Below are 17326 nucleotides of genomic sequence, written 5' to 3' on the forward strand. Positions count from 1 at the left end.
CTGGGCAATCTGACCACGGAGAACCTGAACGCGCTGGGCACGGCCCAGTTCGCCGCACTGACCTCTGGCCAGTTCGGCAGCCTGACGACCACCCAGCTGGCCAAGCTCGAAACGGCCGACCTGCGTGCCGTCACCACCGCCGCGCTTGCCGGCCTCTCGTCCGACCAGGTCGGTGCACTGGCCAGTGACGCCGTCGGCGCCATGTCCACGGCACAGATCGCGTCGCTCAGCACGCTCCAGGTCAAGGGCCTGACCGCCGGTGACATGGATGCGCTGACGTCCAGCCAGGTCGCGGCTCTGAACTCCGCTCAGGCCGCCGCGCTCTCCACCGCTCAGCTCGCCGCCATCGAGACCGAGGACATCAAGTCCATCTCGACCGCCGCCCTGCGCAACCTCTCGTCCACTCAGCTTGACGGCCTCACCAGCGACCAGCTGCGCGCGCTAAGCAGCACTCAGCTCAACGCACTGACGAGCAGCCAGGTCAACACGCTGGGCACGGCCGACCTGAACAGCCTGAGCAGCGGCCAGTTCGGCACGCTGGCCTCCGGCCAGGTTCAGGCGCTCACGTCCACCCAGCTGGGCAACCTGACCACCGAGAACCTCAACGCACTGGGCACGGCCCAGTTCGCCGCGCTGACCTCCGGCCAGTTCGGCAGCCTGACGACCACCCAACTCGCCAAGCTGGAAACGGCCGACCTGCGTGCCGTCACCACCGCCGCGCTTGCCGGCTTGTCTTCCGACCAGGTCGGTGCACTGGCCAGCGACGCCGTCGGCGCCATGTCCACGGCACAGATCGCGTCGCTTAGCACCCTCCAGGTCAAGGGCCTGACGGCCGGCGACATGGACGCCTTGACGTCCAGCCAGGTCGCTGCGCTGAACTCGGCCCAAGCCGCCGCGCTCTCCACCGCTCAGCTCGCCGCCATCGAGACCGAGGACATCAAGTCCATCTCGACGGCAGCACTGCGCAACCTGTCTTCCACTCAGCTTGACGGTCTCACCAGCGACCAACTGCGCGCGCTCAGCAGCACGCAGCTCAACGCACTGACGAGCAGCCAGGTCAACACGCTCGGCACCGCCGACCTGAACAGCCTGAGCAGCGGCCAGTTCGGCACACTGGCCTCTGGCCAGGTGCAGTCGCTGACCAGCACGCAGCTGGGCAACCTGACCACCGAGAACCTCAACGCACTGGGCACCGCCCAGTTCGCCGCGCTGACCTCCGGCCAGTTCGGTTCACTGACGACCACACAGCTGGCCAAGCTGGAAACGGCCGACCTGCGTGCCGTGACCACTGCGGCCCTCGGCGGCTTGTCTTCCGACCAGGTTGGTGCCTTGGCCAGCGACGCCGTCGGCGCCATGTCCACGGCACAGATCGCCTCGCTCAGCACGCTCCAGGTCAAGGGCCTGACCGCTGGTGACATGGACGCCTTGACGTCCAGCCAGGTCGCCGCTCTGAACTCCGCTCAGGCCGCCGCGCTCTCCACCGCCCAGCTCGCCGCCATCGAGACCGAGGACATCAAGTCCATCTCGACGGCAGCACTGCGCAACCTGTCCTCCGAACAGCTAGACGCATTTACCAGCGACCAGCTGCGCGCCCTGAGCAGCACGCAGGTCAACGCGCTGACGACCGGCCAGGTCAACACCCTGGGCACGGCCGACCTGAACAGCCTCTCCAGCGCTCAGTTCGCCAACCTGTCATCCGGCCAGGTCCAGGCGCTGACCAGCACGCAGTTGGGCAACCTCGCCACCGACAACCTGAATGCGCTGGGCACCAGCCAATTCGCTGCGCTGACCTCCAGCCAGTTCGGTGCGCTGACCACCGCCCAGCTCGGCAAGCTGGAAACGGCCGACCTCCGCGCCGTATCGACAGCGGCACTGAACGCGCTGAGTTCGGTTCAGGTCGCCGCCCTGAGCAGTGATGGCGTCGCCGCGTTGACGACGACTCAGATCGCTGCGCTCGGCACGACGCAGATTCTGGGCCTGAGCACGGCCGACATGGCCGCGCTCAGCTCCAGCCAGATCGGCGCCTTGACCTCCGCGCAAGCCGACGTGCTGTCCACCGCCCAGCTCGGCGCCATCAGCACCGGCGACATCAAGTCGATCTCGACCGCCGCCCTGCGCAACCTGTCGTCCGAACAGCTAGACGCCCTCACCAGCGACCAGCTGCGCGCCCTGAGCAGCACGCAGATCACGGCGCTGACGACAGAACAGGTCAACACGCTCGGCACGGCCGACCTGAACAGCCTCACCAGCAGCCAGTTCGTCAACCTGTCCACGGCCCAGGTCCAGGCGCTGACGAGCACCCAGCTCGGCAACCTCGGCACCGACAACCTGAACGCGCTGGGCACCAGCCAGTTCGCCACGCTGACTTCCAGCCAGTTGGGCGCACTGACCACCGGCCAGCTCCATGCGCTTGAAACGGCGGACCTGCGCGCGGTGACGACAGCGGCGCTGGCCAGCCTGAGTTCCGACCAAGTCGCTGCGTTCGCGACGGAGCACATCGCCTCGCTGGCCACCAGCCAGCTGATGTCCCTCAGCACCCTGCAGCTCAAGGGCCTGTCGGCCGCCGACATGACGGCCCTGACCTCGACGCAGACCGCAGTGCTGACGACCGAACAGGTCGCCTCGCTGTCGACGACGCAGATCATGGCCATCGAACCCGATGACCTGCTCCGGCTGTCCACCGGCGCCATCCGCGCGCTGACGGACGCCCAGCTCGGCGCGCTGACGACCGATCAGCTGACTGGCCTTGCCGGCCGCGTGTCGGTCATGACGACGACGCAGATCAACCACCTGTCAACGGACGACCTGAACGCCTTCACGGCCTCGCAGTTCGGGGTGATGACCTCGGCACAGGTCCAGTCCTTCTCGACGGCCCAGATGGCCAAGCTGGAGAGCGACGACCTGCGCGCGCTGAGCACGGCCAACTTCGCGGCCCTTGGCACTGCCCAGATCGCGGCGCTGACGACGGCACAGTTCGAAGACCTGAAGGTGACGCAGATCACCGCGCTGACCACGGTCCAGGCCGCGTCCCTGACAACCGACCAGGTCCACGCGCTGACGACCGAGCAGATCCACGGCCTTGAGACTGCCGACATCGCGGCGATGAGCATGGCACAGCTCGACGCGTTGAGCGCTGCCGCGGTCGGCGAGATGAACGGCGCCCAGCTGAACGCCTACTTCGCGGTCACGCCGATCGCGCTCGACCTGGACGGCCACGGCGTGAACACGCTCGCTGCCGCCCAGGGCGTCAACTTCGACCTGCTGGGCACCGGCCAGGTGAACAAGGTCGGCTGGGTGGCCGGCAACGACGGCCTGCTGGTGATGGACCGCAACCATGACGGCGTCATCAACAACGGCAGCGAACTGTTCGGCATGGGCACCATCCTCGCCAACGGCAAGCATGCCAAGGACGGCTATGTCGCCATGGCCGAGCAGGACAGCAACCACGACGGCAAGCTGGACGTGAAGGACGCCAACTGGAAGGAACTCAAGGTCTGGGTCGACGCCAACCACGACGGCAAGACCGACGGCGGCGAGCTGAAGTCGCTGGACGAGCTGGGCGTCGCCTCGCTCGACCTGAACGCGGTCAAGGGCAGCGGCATGGACAACGGCAACCTGGTGGGGCTGGTGTCCAGCTACACGACGACCGACGGCGCCAAGCACGACATGGCCGACGTCTGGTTCGCCAAGGACGTGCAGCCGCAGAAGGCCGACGACGGCCACGCCGCGACGGTCAGCCTGACCGACGTGCTGGCCCCGCCGAGCGAGGCGCTGCTCGGCGCCGCGCCGGTCGACCTGGCCCGCGCCGCCCTGCCCTCGCCTGATGCCCACCTCGCCGCCATCGACCGCAAGCTGGCCGAGGAAGACGAGTTCAGGCGCAACAACGGCGGCAACTGGATCTGACGACGCCCCGCTGATCTCCTATGCCCGGCTCGACAGAGCCCGGCCCCAGGCCCGACGGAGCGATCCGCCGGGCCTGCTTCTTTGTGCATGCGCGGTGCGCAGGACGCACACATGAAAAAACGGCCCCGCGGGGCCGTTTAACTTGAACAGTCGCCGGCCAGGAGATCAACGCAGGCCCAGCACCGTGCCGAAGCCCGGATGCTGGGCCACAAAGTTTTCGCTGCCGTCGAAGTTCAGGATGCCGTAGCCGAGGCCGCGCAGGAAGGACTCCAGTGCAGCCTTCTTGGCCGCATACCAATCGAAGGCCCAGGCTTCGTAGATGATCGGCGGAAACCCGCTGCGCAGCAGCGTGCCGGCGGCGCCGCGCAGCACGTCCAGCTCCAGGCCCTCGACGTCGATCTTGACGAGCCGGACCTGCTCAAAGAACAGGCTGTCGAGGTTGACCACCTTGACCTTCACCGTCTCGCCGCGAAACTCGCCGCCGCGCACCCTGCGGCGCATTTCGGGATCCAGGCTGAAGGAACCGATATTGATCTCGTCCGAATAATCCGGCAGCGCGACCTCGATCTCGCTCGCCGACTGCGCCAGCCCGAAGGGATGGGCGGTGACGTTGCCGACTCCGTTCAGCAGCAGGTTTGCGCACAGTTGGTAGTAGATGGTCGGCTGCACCTCGAAGCTGTGGAACGCATGCGCTGCGAACGCCTTGGCCATGGGCACCGTGAAGCTGCCAAGGTTGGCGCCGATGTCCAGCACCACCCCGGAGCCGGGGTTCGCATTGAGCAACGCGACCGCCAGCATCTGCAGATTGCCCTCGTACTTGCCGTGGTGACGCAGGCTCTGCGACACGCCGTGCGTGTCCGGTCCGCGCAGCAGCAGATAACGCAGGCCTTCGGGGGTTTGAATCAGCTCGACGTCGGGTAGTGCGCGCATGGCTCTTCTCAGCGGGTTAGCGGTAGTTGGCAAAGCTGGGCGCGATCTGGTCATGCAGCACGCGGTCACGTAGCGCCAGCACCAGCGGGTGGAAGACATTGCCCAGCAACTCCGTCCAGGCCAGCGGATAGCCGCTGACGCTGCCATCGGGTAGCTGCAAGCCGGTCTGGTCCTGAGGGTGACGGGCGGGATGCTGGCGCAACGCGTCCAGCTTCGCATCCAGCAAGGCATGGGTATTCGCCAGCCATGCCGTCGTGAACGGGGAATAGCGCCGACACACGAACGCGCATAGGCCGATGAGGTGCTGATAGTTCGCGCGCAGCAGGTCGCCCAGCGGGGGTGGCACGGGTGCCACGCCGTGCGGGCCGATCTCGGTGTAGCCCAGCACATCGTGCCCCGGTGAGCCGCGCAGCCGCATGAAGAACGGCGCCCAGGGGCGCGACGTGTGCTTGATGTCGGTGTAACCGCCGCCGTAGTGGTGCATCAGGTACACACGCAGATAGTCGGCCTGGTGCACCGCACTCAGGAGGGGGAAGGCCGCGTGAAAGGGATGCTCGGGGTGCTGCCAGTGGGGGATGTTGGCGGCCGTCAGCAGTTGCACGGCGCAGCCGGTCTGCACCTGGACCGAGAGCAGCGCCTGCACGCGCTGGGCGGACATCGCGTTGAGGCCAGTCCACGCGCAGAAGACCACGCCGTTGCGCAAGGCATCGAATGCTCTCAAGTCGTCTACGGCCTGCATGCCGCATCGTAAGTGCCGCCCCAGCCCAGCCCAAACGCCGATATGCGCCCTGCCCTGGCCACTGTTGTCGCGCCGGCCGCAGGGCCGCGCGTCTAGCATCGCGGTATGACCGATTCGCCCGCGCCCTTCTTTTCGATCGTCATGGCCACCCACCTGCGGCCGGCCACCCTTGCAAGGGCCATCCGGTCGCTCCGTGCGCAGACCTTCGCCGGCTTCGAACTGCTGCTGGTAGCCGACGCGCTGGATGCCGAGACCGCCGCCGTCGTCGCTCGCGACGTCGGCCCGGCCGACAGTTTCCTCAAGCGCACCGGCGCCAGCGGCCCTGCCGAGAGCCGCAACCAGGGCCTGGCCCGGGCACGCGGCGAATGGGTCGTCTTCCTGGACGACGACGACACCTTCGAGCCCCACCACCTCGCGACGTTGAAGCCGCACTGCGAGCGCGCCGACGCCCAGGTGCTGTACACCGACATCACCATCGTCACGGAAGACCGCCAGCAGCCGGGCATCCCCGAACTGAGCCGTCAGTTGACACCGCTGGCCGCTGCCGACACCGGCATGCTGTGGGTCAAGAACTTCATCCCGCTGCACTGCCTGGCCTATCGGCGCAGCCTGCTGCAGGGCCTCAGCTTCGACGCTCACCTGGCCTCGCAGGAGGACTGGGACTGGTTGCTGGGCGTCTGTTCACGCGCGACACCGGCCTACGTGGCGGGTGGCGGTGCCGTCATGCACAAGGACTTCGTGAACCCCGGCGCGCGGCGCGGCCAGCAGGAGGCGTCGAACAACACGACCGTCGTGCTGGACTTTCTGCACGTCTACCGACGCTGGCCGGCGCCGACGCCAGAGCTCAAGGCCGCGCGGGCGGGGCTGTTGCAGGGTGTGGGGCTGGCGCTGCCGGTGGAGTGGTTCTAGGGCCTGTCAGCACTGCGGCAGCAGGCAGAATTTCTTGAAACTTGGCATGCCCGCCCGGGAAGGGCAGGCCTCGATGGCTCGGCCGGCTGGATTAAGCTCTCGACAGATCATTTCTGCTCCCGTCGTGACCTCGAAAAGAATAAATAACGCGTTGGCTGGTCCCATGTTGGGCCTGCTGGTGGCCTGCCTCGGCCTCGCCACGACCTCCGGCTGGCTGCTTCAGGTGCCAGCCCTGGTCCAGCTTCGCCAGGGGCTGCTGCCCATGGTGTTCAACACGGGGCTGTGCTTCCTGCTGTGTGGCACGGCGCTGGCACTGCCGCTATGGCTGCTGCCAGGCCCGCGGCTGGTCATGCTGCGCAGCCTGATAGCCGCCGTGCTAATCGCCCTGTGCGGGCTGACCCTGGCGGAACAGGTGCTGGATCGCAGCCTGTTCGGCATCGACCTGGCCGGCCTGCATGCCTGGTACGACTACGGCAACACGCGGCCGGGCCGCATGGCGCCCAACACGGCGGTGGGCTTCATCGTGGCCGGCTGCGCGCTGCTGGTCGGCGACCGTGTCACCCGTCGCAGCCTGGCCGCCGCCGAGCTGGTGCTGACCTTCCTGCTGATGGCCATCGGCCTGACCGGCCTGGTGGGCTACCTGCTCGCGCCCGAGCTGCTGTTCAACTGGGCCAAGTCCGCCCGCATGGCGCTGCACACCGCCACCGGCATGATCCTCATGTCGGTGGCGCTGTGGCTGTCCTGGTCGCGCAGCGACTGGTACACCGGCGAGGCCTATTTCCGCGAAGACGTGAAGGTGCGCCTGCTGGCGGCGTCCATCCTCGTGCTGGTCGCCACGACGACGGCGCTGACGGGCTTCGTCTTCCAGCAAACCACCGCCAAGTCGACGATGGAGGCCCGCCTGGCGACCATCGTGCAGGCGCGCGGCCCCTGGCTGCGGCTGATGGCACAGGAGATCTCCCGCCATGCGGAGCATGCGGCCGGGCTGGCCGGCCTGGATACCAACCCCGAAAGGCTGCGTGCGGACTCGCCCGCCAGCGCCCGGGAGATCAAGCGCCTGGCCGACAGCTTCGCCCGGCAGGGCTGGCAGCATGTGGCGCTGGTGGCGCCCGGTGGCAGCAGCATTGCGGTGTTGGGGGCGACGCGGCCGCTGCCCGAGTTCACTGCGCCGCTGGACCCGCTGGGCCGCGTGTCGCTGCTGTGGGACGGCCAGTTGCTGCTGCGCGTGCGACAGCCGCTGGCCAGTGACGACGGCGCAATGGAGCTGGTGATGGAGAGGCCGGCGGCGGAGCTGGCCGCCGTCGTGTTCTCGGCGTCCAGCCTGGGTAAAACCGGCGAGGTGGTCGCCTGCATGGCGAGCGACCAAGGCATGCTGTGCCTGCCCACGAGCCTGCGGCCGCAGCCCTTCCTTCTGCCCTCGCGGCCGCCCGGCTCCGACCCGCTGCCCATGCAGCTGGCCCTGGCCGGCAAGAGCGGCGTCAAGGAAGCGCGCGACTACCGGCAGCAAACGGTCATCGCGGCCTATGGCCAATTGGCGCCGGGCCTGGGTTTCGTCGCCAAGCAGGATGCCGTCGAGATCTACGCGCCCATCCGCCAGGCCCTGGCGATAGGCGCGCCGCTGCTGTTGCTGCTGTCCGCCGTCGGCGCGGCACTGATGATCTGGCAGCTCGGGCCCCTGGTGGCGCGCATGCGCGGCGCAGAGGCCGTGGCGGCGGACGCAGCGGCCAAGATGCAGACCATCGTCGACAGCGCGGGCGACGGCATCCTGACGCTGGACGGCGAGAACCGCATCATGTCCGCCAACCTGGCCGCCGGCCGCCTGTTCGGCTATGGGCCGGCCGACCTGGTCGGACGGCCGATGGCCGCCCTGTTGCCGCCGGGCACGCCGGGCCCGGGCCAACCGCAGGCCGGCGCCGAACTCGAAGGTCTCAGGCAGAACGGCTCGCGTTTTGCGCTGGAATGGACGTGCAGCCCGGTGCCGCTGCAGGGCACCCCGCTGTCGGTCGTGACGCTGCGCGACATCAGCCTGCGCAAGGAGCTGGAAGACAAGCTCTCCCACCTGGCCCAGTACGACGCCCTGACCGGCCTGCCCAACCGCAGCCTCTTCATGGACCGCCTGGCCACCGCCTCGCTGCGCGCCGGCCGGGCGCGGCGCGCGCTGGCCGTGCTCTTCCTGGACCTGGACGGCTTCAAGGCCATCAACGACGACTTCGGCCACCGCGAGGGCGACGCCGTCCTCGTCGAGGCCGCCCGGCGCCTGAACCAGGCCGTGCGCAAGTCCGACACCGTGGCCCGCCTGGGCGGCGACGAGTTCACCATCGTGCTGGAGCGGCTGAGCCAACCGCTGGCCGATGTGCAAGGCGTCGCCGAGAAGATCATCGAGGCGATGCGCGCGCCCTTCATCGTCCAGGGCCAGTCACGGCTGGTGACGGTCAGCATTGGCGCCGCCATCCACCTCGAAGGCGAAGCGCAGCAGACCACGACCGTGCTGCTCAACCGCGCCGATACGGCCATGTACGAGGCCAAGCGGGCAGGCAAGAACGCCTTCCGGGTCAGCGCGGCGGCCGAGCTGGCCTAAGGCCTGTCAATAACCGGCCCTCGCGTTCAGTCGCCCCACTTGCCGATGTACTTCTTGTAGTTCTCCAGCCAGGCGTTGGAACCGAAGCCGCCCTCGCTCTGGTGCGTGATCGCAATCGGCCACGTCCCCAGCCGCAGGCCGGCGGCGCGGGCCGAGCGGCAGAAGTCCATGTCGTAGAAGTGGAACTCGAAGCGCTCGTCGAAGCCCACCTGCCTGGCCCGCAAGACGTCGCGCTGCGCGGCCAGCAGCACGCCGTCCAGCAGTTCGCAGGCGGCTGGCACCGGGCCGAAGGCCGAGATCGTGGCGAACGGCGACGGCCCGTGCGAGACGACGCCGCTGAGGTTGGCGCGGTCGTCCCACTTGAACTCGATGGACGGGAAGGCCCATGACGGCTGCAGCGGCGCGCGGCGCCGGTTGCCGGCCACGCCGATGACGTCGAAGGCCTGCACGCCGGTGACCACGTGCTCGAAAAAGAAGTAGTCATCCAGCCAGACATCGTCGTGGATGAAGGCGATGACGGGCGCGGCGTCCTCCGCCGCGATGCGCTCGTTGTAGAGCGACGGCAGGCCACGGCGGTTCTCGAAGAAGACGCGGGCTTTCAGCCGGTCGTCGTGAGACATGCGGCGCAGTGACAAGCCCAGCGCCGAGCGGCCCCAGAACTCGTCGGACGTGAGGCGGGTGGCGCAGACGAGGTCGATCATGTCGCGAGCTGCCGCAGCACGCGCGCCGGGTTGCCCGCGACGACGGCGCCTGCAGGTACGTCGCGCGTGACGACCGCGCCCGCGCCCACCATGGCGCCGGCGCCGATGGTGATGCCCGGCAGGATGGTGGCGTTGGCGCCGATGCTGGCGCCGGCTTTCAGCACGGTGCGCGCGAACTGCTCAGGCCGCTGCCGCGAGCGCGGGAAGGCGTCGTTGGCGAAGGTGGCGTTGGGGCCGATGAACACGTCGTCCTCCACGCGCAGGCCGTCCCAGAGCTGCACGCCGCTCTTCACGGTGACGCGGTCACCGACGAAGACGTCGCCTTCGATCAGCACCTGCGCGCAGATGTTGCAGTCGGCGCCGATGCGGGCACCGGCCAGGATCACGCAGAACTGCCAGACGCGCGTGCCGGCGCCGATGTCTGCCGTCTGGACGTCGGCGAGTGGGTGGATCATGCGGTCTCCTCGGCGCCGCAGTAGGCGTGCCAAGCGGTGATGTAGTCGGCTTCGGCGCGCTCGTCGCCGCTGCCAAGCGCGAGGCCCAGCTGCGCGACATGGCACATCGGCGCGTCCACGGCCTTGTAATGTTGCAGCACGGTGCTGCCCATTCGCTGCGCCACTGCAGCCAGTTGCTGTGCGGTCAGGTGGCCGAGCCGGTGCGAGGCCAACGCCAGCGCCACCCAGGCCAGCAGGCCGAGCTTGAAGATGCGGCCTGTCGTCTGCGCGGTGTTCTGACCGGGGCTGGTGCGGAAGTAGCCGAGGTGCTCGTTGATGAACGCCAGCGGCGCCTGCTGGCTGGCCACGAGGAAGGCGCCGATGTCCTCCAGCCCCGTGAAGCTGACGCCGGCCAGGCGCGTCTTCAGCAGTTCCTCACGCATTGGCGCGCGGAAGGTGGCGTTGGAGAACTCGCCGAGCCAGTTGTTCGTGCCGGCCACCGTGTGGGGGAACAGCACGTCGGGCCCGAGCGCGAACAGCCGCTGCGGATGGTTGTTCACGGCCTCGGGCACGGGCAGGCTGGAGATGGGCTGGCCGGACTCGATGGCCGTCCAGCGCCGGCTGACTGCGCAGTGCGCGCGTGCCAGGGCATGGGCCTGGGCATGGCGCTCGTAGAACTGCGGGTAGGGGATGTCGTCGTCCAGCTGCAGGTGGAAGAACTCGGTCTCGCCCTGGTAGTGCTGCAGCAGGTTGCGGAAGTTGGCCCAGGCGCCGGCGCGCGGGCCGGGGATGACCTCGATGCGCAGTGCGGGGTAGGCGGCGCGGGCCTCGGGCGTCTCCAGCGCGCGCAGGAAGGCTTGGTCAGGGCTGTCGTCGGACAACACCACTCGCGCGGGCGCTAAGGTCTGGCTCTGCAGCGCCTGCAGCAGCTCGCCCAGGTACTGCGACTTGTACGCGGGCACGAGGACGGTGACGTCCATGCTCCTCATGCGCTGGCCTTCACGGCACGGATGACGGCGTCGACCTGCGCGGCCTGCATGCCCGGCCACAGTGGCAGGCTCAGCACTTCGGCGTGGATGGCCTCGGAGATCGGCAGATCGCCCGGGCCCATTCCCAGCTCGGCATAGGCCGGCTGCAGGTGCGGCGGCACGGGGTAATGGATCATCGTGGCGATGCCCTGCTCGGCCAGCGCCTTCTGCAGCCGGTCCCGCGCTTCATGGCGCACGACGAAGAGGTGCCATGCGGGCTCGGTGCCCGGTGCCACGGCGGGCAGCACGAGCGGCAGGCCGGCAAGCTCCTGAAGATAGCGCGCGGCAATGGCGCGGCGCTCGTCGGTGGCGGCCTGCAGCTGGGCCAGCTTGGCATGCAGCACAGCGGCCTGGATGTCGTCCAGCCGCGAGTTGTAGCCCTTGACCTCGTTGTGGTACTTGACCCGCGAGCCGTAGTTGCGCAGCACGCGCAGTTGCTCGGCCAGCGCCGCATGGGCCGTGGTCGCACCGCCGGCGTCGCCAAAGGCGCCGAGGTTCTTGCCGGGGTAGAAGCTCCAGGCCGACACGTCGGCCAGGCTGCCCACCTTGCGGCCCTTGTAGACGGCGGCGTGGGCCTGGGCGCAGTCGTCCAGCACCTTCAACCCGTGGCGCGCGGCAATCGCGTTGATGGCGTCCATGTCGGCCGGCTGGCCGTAGAGGTGCACAGGGAGCAGCACCTTGGTGCGCGGCGTGATGGCCGCCTCGATGAGGGTCGGGTCGAGGTTGAACGTGGCCGGGTCGCATTCCACCGGCACGGGCGTGGCGCCGCACTGGCTGACGGCCAGCCAGGTGGCGATGTAGGTGTTGGACGGCACGATGACTTCGTCGCCCTCGCCCACGCCCAGGGCGCGCAGGCCCAGGTGCAGCGCGTCCAGCCCGTTGGCCAGTCCCACGGTGTGCGCGGTGCCGCAGTAAGCGGCATAGGCGGCCTCGAAGGCCAGCAGCTCCTGCCCGAGCAGGTACCAGCCACTGGCGGCCACGCGGGCCAGCGCGGCGTCGATGGCGGGCTGGCTGGCCGAGTAGGCCGGCTTGAGGTCCAGGAAGGGCACGGCCACGCTCATTGCGCGCCTCCGCTCAGCTCGGCCATGAAGTCGTCGTAGCTGCGGATGTAGTCGGCCGCCTCGTAGGTGTGCGATGCCAGTACCAGCATGGTCGCGTCAGCGGAGAAACGGTACTGGATGCCCCACACCATCGGTGGAATGTGCAGGCCGACCTGCGGCGTGTCCAGCCGCACCTCGTCGCGCCGCTCGCCGTCGTCCAGCACGATGGACACCGCGCCCTTCAGGCAGACGAGGAACTGGTGGCATTCGCGGTGGGCATGCTCGCCGCGCACTTCCTCGCTGGGCACGTCGTAGACGACGAAGAAGCGCTGCGGCGTGAACGGCAGGTGCGCGCCGATCTCGCCGAAGCTGAGCGCCCCGCGCAGGTCGACGATCTTGGGCAGGCGGTGCAGGCCGGCGCCGCGCGCGCTGAGCGCCGGCAGCTCGGATTGCGCCATGGCCTGGGCGGACAGGCCCTGCCCGGCCAGCGGCACGGACGGCGTATCCAGATAGCCGGTGATGTGCGCCGGGTTGCCCGAAACGATGGCGCGCGGCGGCACGTCGCGCGTGACGACGGCACCGTCGCTGACCAAGGCGCCCTGCCCCACGGTGACACCTGCACGGACGGTGGCGTTGGAGCCGATGCTGGCGCCGGTGCGGATGCGGGTGCGCAGCGGTTCGGCCTGGTGGCGCTGGCTGCGCGGCGTGAGGTCGTTCGTGAAGCTGGCGTTCGGGCCGATGTAGACATCGTCTTCGATGTGCACGCCGTCCCACAGCTGCACGCCGCACTTGACCGTGACGCGGTCACCCAGGACCACGTCGTTCTCGATGAAGACGTGGTCGCAGATGTTGGCCTGTGCGCCGATGCGCGCGCCCGGCAGCACATGCGCAAACGCCCAGATGCGGCTGCCCGCGCCGATGTGCGGCGTCTCGACCAGCGCATGCGAATGCACGAAACAGTCTGCCGGCGGCACCGCTCGAGCGCCAGTTCCATCTTGCACAGTCATCCTTCAAGACCTTTCATGGGTCGAACCCTTCCGCCGAAGCTGCCGATGATCTCGCCGATTGCAGGGCGCGAGCGAGCAGTCAGCTGCTGAATCAAGGCCCAGTTCAGGCGAAGCTGACGCCGTGCTCCTTCAGCGCGATCCGGATCAACTGGTAGTTGACCGAATCGGCCACCTCATCGCCGGACAACTCGACGCCGAATTCTTCCTCGATGGCCATGATCAGATTCATATGCCGCAGCGAATCCCAGCGCTCGAGCGTGTCCTTAGAAGCAGCTTCGGTAATTTCAGCCACGTCGACGTCCAGCACGCGGGCCAGGACTTCTTTCAATTTCTGGTCTGACAAACTCATGTTCACTCCGTCACTTTGATGTAAGACAGCGGCGCCAGTGCAAGCGCTGATTGCGGCGACTGCGACAATTCGTATCGGACCCCAGCGGCTCCAGCATTTTCCACCGTCGCAAAACCAAGCGAAGGCCAAAAACCAGCGACCTGCTCGTTCTTTGGCGTCGCAATATATTCGGCCTGCCAGCTCGACACTCCAAGCGCTGGCGTCAGCAATTCCAAGGCGCGAGCCACAAATACGCGTTCGATATGGCGGCCGAGAATGCGGCAACTGAGCATCAGCGAATCAATGACGCCTACCGCCCCATCCCTTCGAGCGATCAACAAACCGGTCAATCCGGAGTCGCCAAACCGGTCGCGCACGGACAGGCTCACCACCGCAAAATCGGCACTGTTGCACATCGCCTCGATCTGGCTTTCTGAATAACGCCGCGTCGTCAGATTGAACTGGTTGGTTTTTTGCGTCAGCTGCGCAATGCGCGGCACTTCGCCAGGCGTTGCCGGATGGACCGAGATGACAATCGCCAATGAAGCCAGATACTGCTCCATGTTTTCAAACTTGGCCTGGCTCTGCTTGCGGCTGGCCTCGTCACGGTACATCTGCGAGCGCCGCAGATCTTCACCGCTGACAGCCAAGCTATCGAACAGGCTGTTCGCTCGCAGCAACTGCGGCAGCAAATAGAGCTTCTCCGGCACCTGCAACACCGTCACCGCGGGATGCGCTTCGCGGATCAGCCCGCACTCCATCGGGTTGTCATCGACAAAAACAAAACTGTCGATGCCGATATTCAGGTCGGCCGCCAATCCGGCAAGGCTGCTTGCCTTGTCATCCCAGTTCACGCGCCAGGCCGACAAATGCTCGCGGTTGAGCAGGCAATCCGGGTGCTTGTCCAACACATCCCAGACATCCTGCTCATTGTTCTTGCTGGCAAGACAAATCAGTACGCCACGCCGATGCAGGCTAAGAACGCTCTTCTGGAACTCGTAAAACACGTTGCCCGGATAGTTGTGCCTGTCAAGCTTGATCCCGCCCAGCCCGTCTTCACCGATCACGCCACCCCATAGCGTATTGTCGCAATCCAGCACCAGGCATTTTTTTGCCCGGCCCTTCAGCGCTTTTGCGATCTTGATGATGTCGAGCGCATAGAGATTGAGAAACGCCTTCTTGAAAGGCGCTTTGGACATATACCAGAACCGGTAGTCCAACGATTCGGCGGCACCTAGTTGCCGCAAATAACGTTCCCAATCGCTCAGAAGCAATCGCGCCGGCTTGCTTGCCACATAGTCGCGTATCAGTTGGTTCAGGCGCAACACTTCGTCATGATGACTGAACAGGCCGCGCGCCGCGCTGATGCCGAAATCCGGCTCGGTGGGAGGGACAAAGGTATTGACCAGAATGAGTGCCGAAGTATCGGCTGAGGCGCCCTCGTACAACGCTGCCAAGCCAGCCATCACCTCGGCGGCCGACCATGGGTTGCTCCACCCGTCCGGCAGATACGTGTCGAGGTGCAAAGCGAGGACAATCAATTCCGGCGCGCTGCGATACAGATGAGAGTCTTTGTTCAGGATCTCTTGCTGAACGCTGTCATATTCGCCAAACCTGACGGCTGGTGCGATGCCCGCTTGCAAGCCGTGATAGCTCACATAGGGCTCAATGCCTTCAATCGTGAGATTTCTCAGGAAATTGATGTTGATTGAAAGGCTTGCCGTATCCTTCAAGGCCTTGATACTCGCCAGCATCTCAGACAGGCTGAGCTCCTGAGCCGCGCTCATAGCATCACCTGCCCGCCGTTGACCCGGATCGTCTCGCCCGTCAGATAGTCCGCCTTCGTCGACGCCAGAAAGCTGACGGCGCCCGCTATATCTTCCGGCTTGGCAAGCCGGCGCAACGGAGTTTTCGCCGCCACCAGGAGGCGCGCCTTTTCGGGCAGTTCGGCGATCAGCTCGGTATCCGTCATGCCGGGCGACACCATATTGACGGTGATGCCCTTGGGGGCCAATTCCACCGCCAGCGCCTTGGAAAAGCCCAGCACGGCCGATTTCGCGGTGATGTAATGCAGCCACCCTGCAGACGGCGTTTCAACCGCCTGCGAGACGAAGTTGATGATCTTGCCGTACTTGGCCGTCTCGAACGAGGGCAGCACCGCCTTTACAATATTCAGCAGGCCGCGGATATCGGTATCCAGATGCGCTTGCATATCACTCCACTCCAGCGCCGCCACACTGATGAGCGGTATCTTTGGCGTGACGCAGTTGACCACCACGGTCAACGGGCCCAGTTTTCTCGTGACCTGTGCTACCAATTCGGCAGTCTGCGCCGGGTCGACGATATCGGCGCTGCATTTGATGCATTGAACACCCGACTCCGTCAGGCTGGACTGAAGCTTTTGTGCGGCCTCTTGGTTGCGATGATAGTGAATCGCAATATCAAAGCCATCCTCAGCCAGCTGCCGGCATACCGCCCGCCCAATGCCGCCGCTTGCCCCGACGACCAAGGCGATCTTGCGCCGAACCGGAGGTATCGCAGCAAGCTCTAAAACCTGTGGCTCGATGATCTTCACCTTGGCCAAACCGGTGGTGACCACCTGCTTGTGCTGGTTGAATATCTCGGTCTTCAGTTCGATGATATTTTCGCGGTCATGCTTCTTTACCACCTCGGCACGAACGAATATCGTGTCACCGATGCGGACCGGCAGAATAAATTCGAGGCTTTGCGAAAACCACAAGGCCCCATCGCCGGGCAATTTGGTGCCGATCACAGTCGAGATAAAAGAGGCGCCGAGCATGCCGTGAGCCACCGGCTTCTTGAACACCGTCGTTTCGGCGAAGCCGGCATCGATGTGCAGACGATTGTCGTCACCCGTCAATTGCACGAAGTGATCGATATCCTGCTGCGTGATCGAATGCGAGAGTTCGGCCTTATCGCCTACAGCGATGGACGCATATTTACTCATGACTGCGGCGCACTTTCAGGTTGATTCGCGTTGACCGAAACCCTGCCCGGCGTATGATTGCATAATCTAGGCTCAGCTAGCAAGAGACGGTATGGCACTCAAAATAGACCGCTACAAGGCGCTGATCAGCGGCACCGAACCAAGAATTCTCGACGGCTTGGTGCGCGGGCTCTTGATTCATTATTTTTTCCATCTTTCCGACAAACATATCGTAGACGTCAGCACGTCGGCGCCAAGCGAAAAAAAGACAGTCAATCTCCAGACACCGACGCTGTTCAAAGGCCAGGGGCGCATCAAGCTGGCCTCGACCACGCTGTTTGGCTGGACCGCGTCGCCCGGCAGTTACGGTTGCACGACGATCGATGCGCGCACGCCTGAAGCGGTGATCGAACTGGGCGAACACACCATCCTCAACAACGGCTCGACCTTGATTGCCGAGGGCGCCGGCATTCGCATCGGGGCGCGTTGCCAGATCGGTGGCGAGGCTTTCATCATGGACAGCAATTTCCATGAGATGGAGATGGGCAAGCGGCATCTGGCCGACGGCAGCACCAAGCAGGTGGTGATTGGCGATGACGTCTTCATCGGTGCGCGCGTCACCATCTGCAAAGGCAGCCAGATTGGCGACGGCAGCGTGATTTCGACCGGCTCTGTGGTGCTCGGTCTGGTGGTGCCGCCGATGTCCATCGTGGCGGGCAATCCGGCACGGGTGATGGGCAGAGTCACATAGCCCCTCGCCCAGCCTCGCGTCGCTGAACGCG

14 protein-coding genes are annotated in these 17326 nt (G+C 66.1%); 4 read left to right on the forward strand and 10 right to left on the reverse strand.

The annotated features are described in order from the left end of the window. Positions 1-3903: beta strand repeat-containing protein (locus AC0IZJ_RS15105; protein ID WP_471851200.1), on the forward strand; the 3903-nt coding region annotated here is incomplete at its 5' end. Positions 3904-4068: 165 nt separating this feature from the next. Here AC0IZJ_RS15105 and AC0IZJ_RS15110 read toward each other — a convergent pair. Then, positions 4069-4932 carry an FkbM family methyltransferase gene (locus AC0IZJ_RS15110; RefSeq protein WP_471851202.1) on the reverse strand — a complete coding sequence of 288 codons (864 nt, stop codon included), beginning with the start codon at positions 4930-4932 and terminating at the stop codon, positions 4069-4071. Beyond that, on the reverse strand, positions 4850-5572 hold the full coding sequence (locus AC0IZJ_RS15115; protein ID WP_471851204.1) for a glycosyltransferase family 32 protein: 723 nt from the start codon (positions 5570-5572) through the stop codon (positions 4850-4852). Before AC0IZJ_RS15115 ends, AC0IZJ_RS15110 begins: the two co-directional genes overlap by 83 nt. 105 nt (positions 5573-5677) lie before the next feature. Between AC0IZJ_RS15115 and AC0IZJ_RS15120 the strand changes: the two genes are divergently transcribed. Together AC0IZJ_RS15120 and AC0IZJ_RS15125 are read left to right on the forward strand one after the other, a co-directional pair. Further along, positions 5678-6481 (forward strand): glycosyltransferase family 2 protein, encoded by an 804-nt coding sequence (locus AC0IZJ_RS15120; RefSeq protein ID WP_471851206.1) that lies wholly within the window; start codon positions 5678-5680, stop codon positions 6479-6481. A gap of 163 nt (positions 6482-6644) precedes the next feature. Next, positions 6645-9059 carry a diguanylate cyclase domain-containing protein gene (locus AC0IZJ_RS15125; protein WP_471851209.1) on the forward strand — a complete coding sequence of 805 codons (2415 nt, stop codon included), beginning with the start codon at positions 6645-6647 and terminating at the stop codon, positions 9057-9059. A 26-nt stretch (positions 9060-9085) separates the two neighbouring features. Here AC0IZJ_RS15125 and AC0IZJ_RS15130 read toward each other — a convergent pair whose 3' ends face one another. The 8 genes from AC0IZJ_RS15130 to AC0IZJ_RS15165 form a co-directional block, all read right to left on the reverse strand. Continuing rightward, complete coding sequence (locus AC0IZJ_RS15130; protein ID WP_471851211.1) at positions 9086-9760, reverse strand: hypothetical protein; 675 nt, start codon at positions 9758-9760, stop codon at positions 9086-9088. Then, positions 9757-10215 carry an acyltransferase gene (locus AC0IZJ_RS15135; protein WP_471851213.1) on the reverse strand — a complete coding sequence of 153 codons (459 nt, stop codon included), beginning with the start codon at positions 10213-10215 and terminating at the stop codon, positions 9757-9759. Before AC0IZJ_RS15135 ends, AC0IZJ_RS15130 begins: the two co-directional genes overlap by 4 nt. Then, complete coding sequence (locus tag AC0IZJ_RS15140) at positions 10212-11174, reverse strand: glycosyltransferase family A protein (protein WP_471851216.1); 963 nt, start codon at positions 11172-11174, stop codon at positions 10212-10214. The genes AC0IZJ_RS15135 and AC0IZJ_RS15140 overlap by 4 nt, the downstream gene beginning before the upstream one ends. 5 nt (positions 11175-11179) lie before the next feature. Continuing rightward, the gene (locus AC0IZJ_RS15145) at positions 11180-12277 is read right to left on the reverse strand and encodes a DegT/DnrJ/EryC1/StrS family aminotransferase (protein WP_471851787.1); all 1098 of its coding nucleotides are present in this window, start codon (positions 12275-12277) and stop codon (positions 11180-11182) included. A gap of 2 nt (positions 12278-12279) precedes the next feature. After that, entirely contained in the window at positions 12280-13215 is a 936-nt protein-coding gene (locus AC0IZJ_RS15150) for a WxcM-like domain-containing protein (RefSeq protein ID WP_471851218.1), read from the reverse strand. 157 nt (positions 13216-13372) lie between these two features. Further along, entirely contained in the window at positions 13373-13618 is a 246-nt protein-coding gene (locus AC0IZJ_RS15155) for an acyl carrier protein (protein WP_471851221.1), read from the reverse strand. Between the two features lie 2 nt (positions 13619-13620). Then, positions 13621-15384, reverse strand: a complete 1764-nt coding sequence (locus tag AC0IZJ_RS15160; protein WP_471851223.1) for an HAD-IIIC family phosphatase — start codon at positions 15382-15384, stop codon at positions 13621-13623. Next, on the reverse strand, positions 15381-16565 hold the full coding sequence (locus AC0IZJ_RS15165) for an SDR family oxidoreductase (RefSeq protein ID WP_471851226.1): 1185 nt from the start codon (positions 16563-16565) through the stop codon (positions 15381-15383). Before AC0IZJ_RS15165 ends, AC0IZJ_RS15160 begins: the two co-directional genes overlap by 4 nt. 91 nt (positions 16566-16656) lie before the next feature. Between AC0IZJ_RS15165 and AC0IZJ_RS15170 the strand changes: the two genes are divergently transcribed. Beyond that, entirely contained in the window at positions 16657-17295 is a 639-nt protein-coding gene (locus AC0IZJ_RS15170) for an acyltransferase (protein WP_471851228.1), read from the forward strand. Positions 17296-17326: the final 31 nt, after the last annotated feature.

The sequence above is a fragment of the Roseateles sp. AC306 genome (assembly GCF_979253795.1).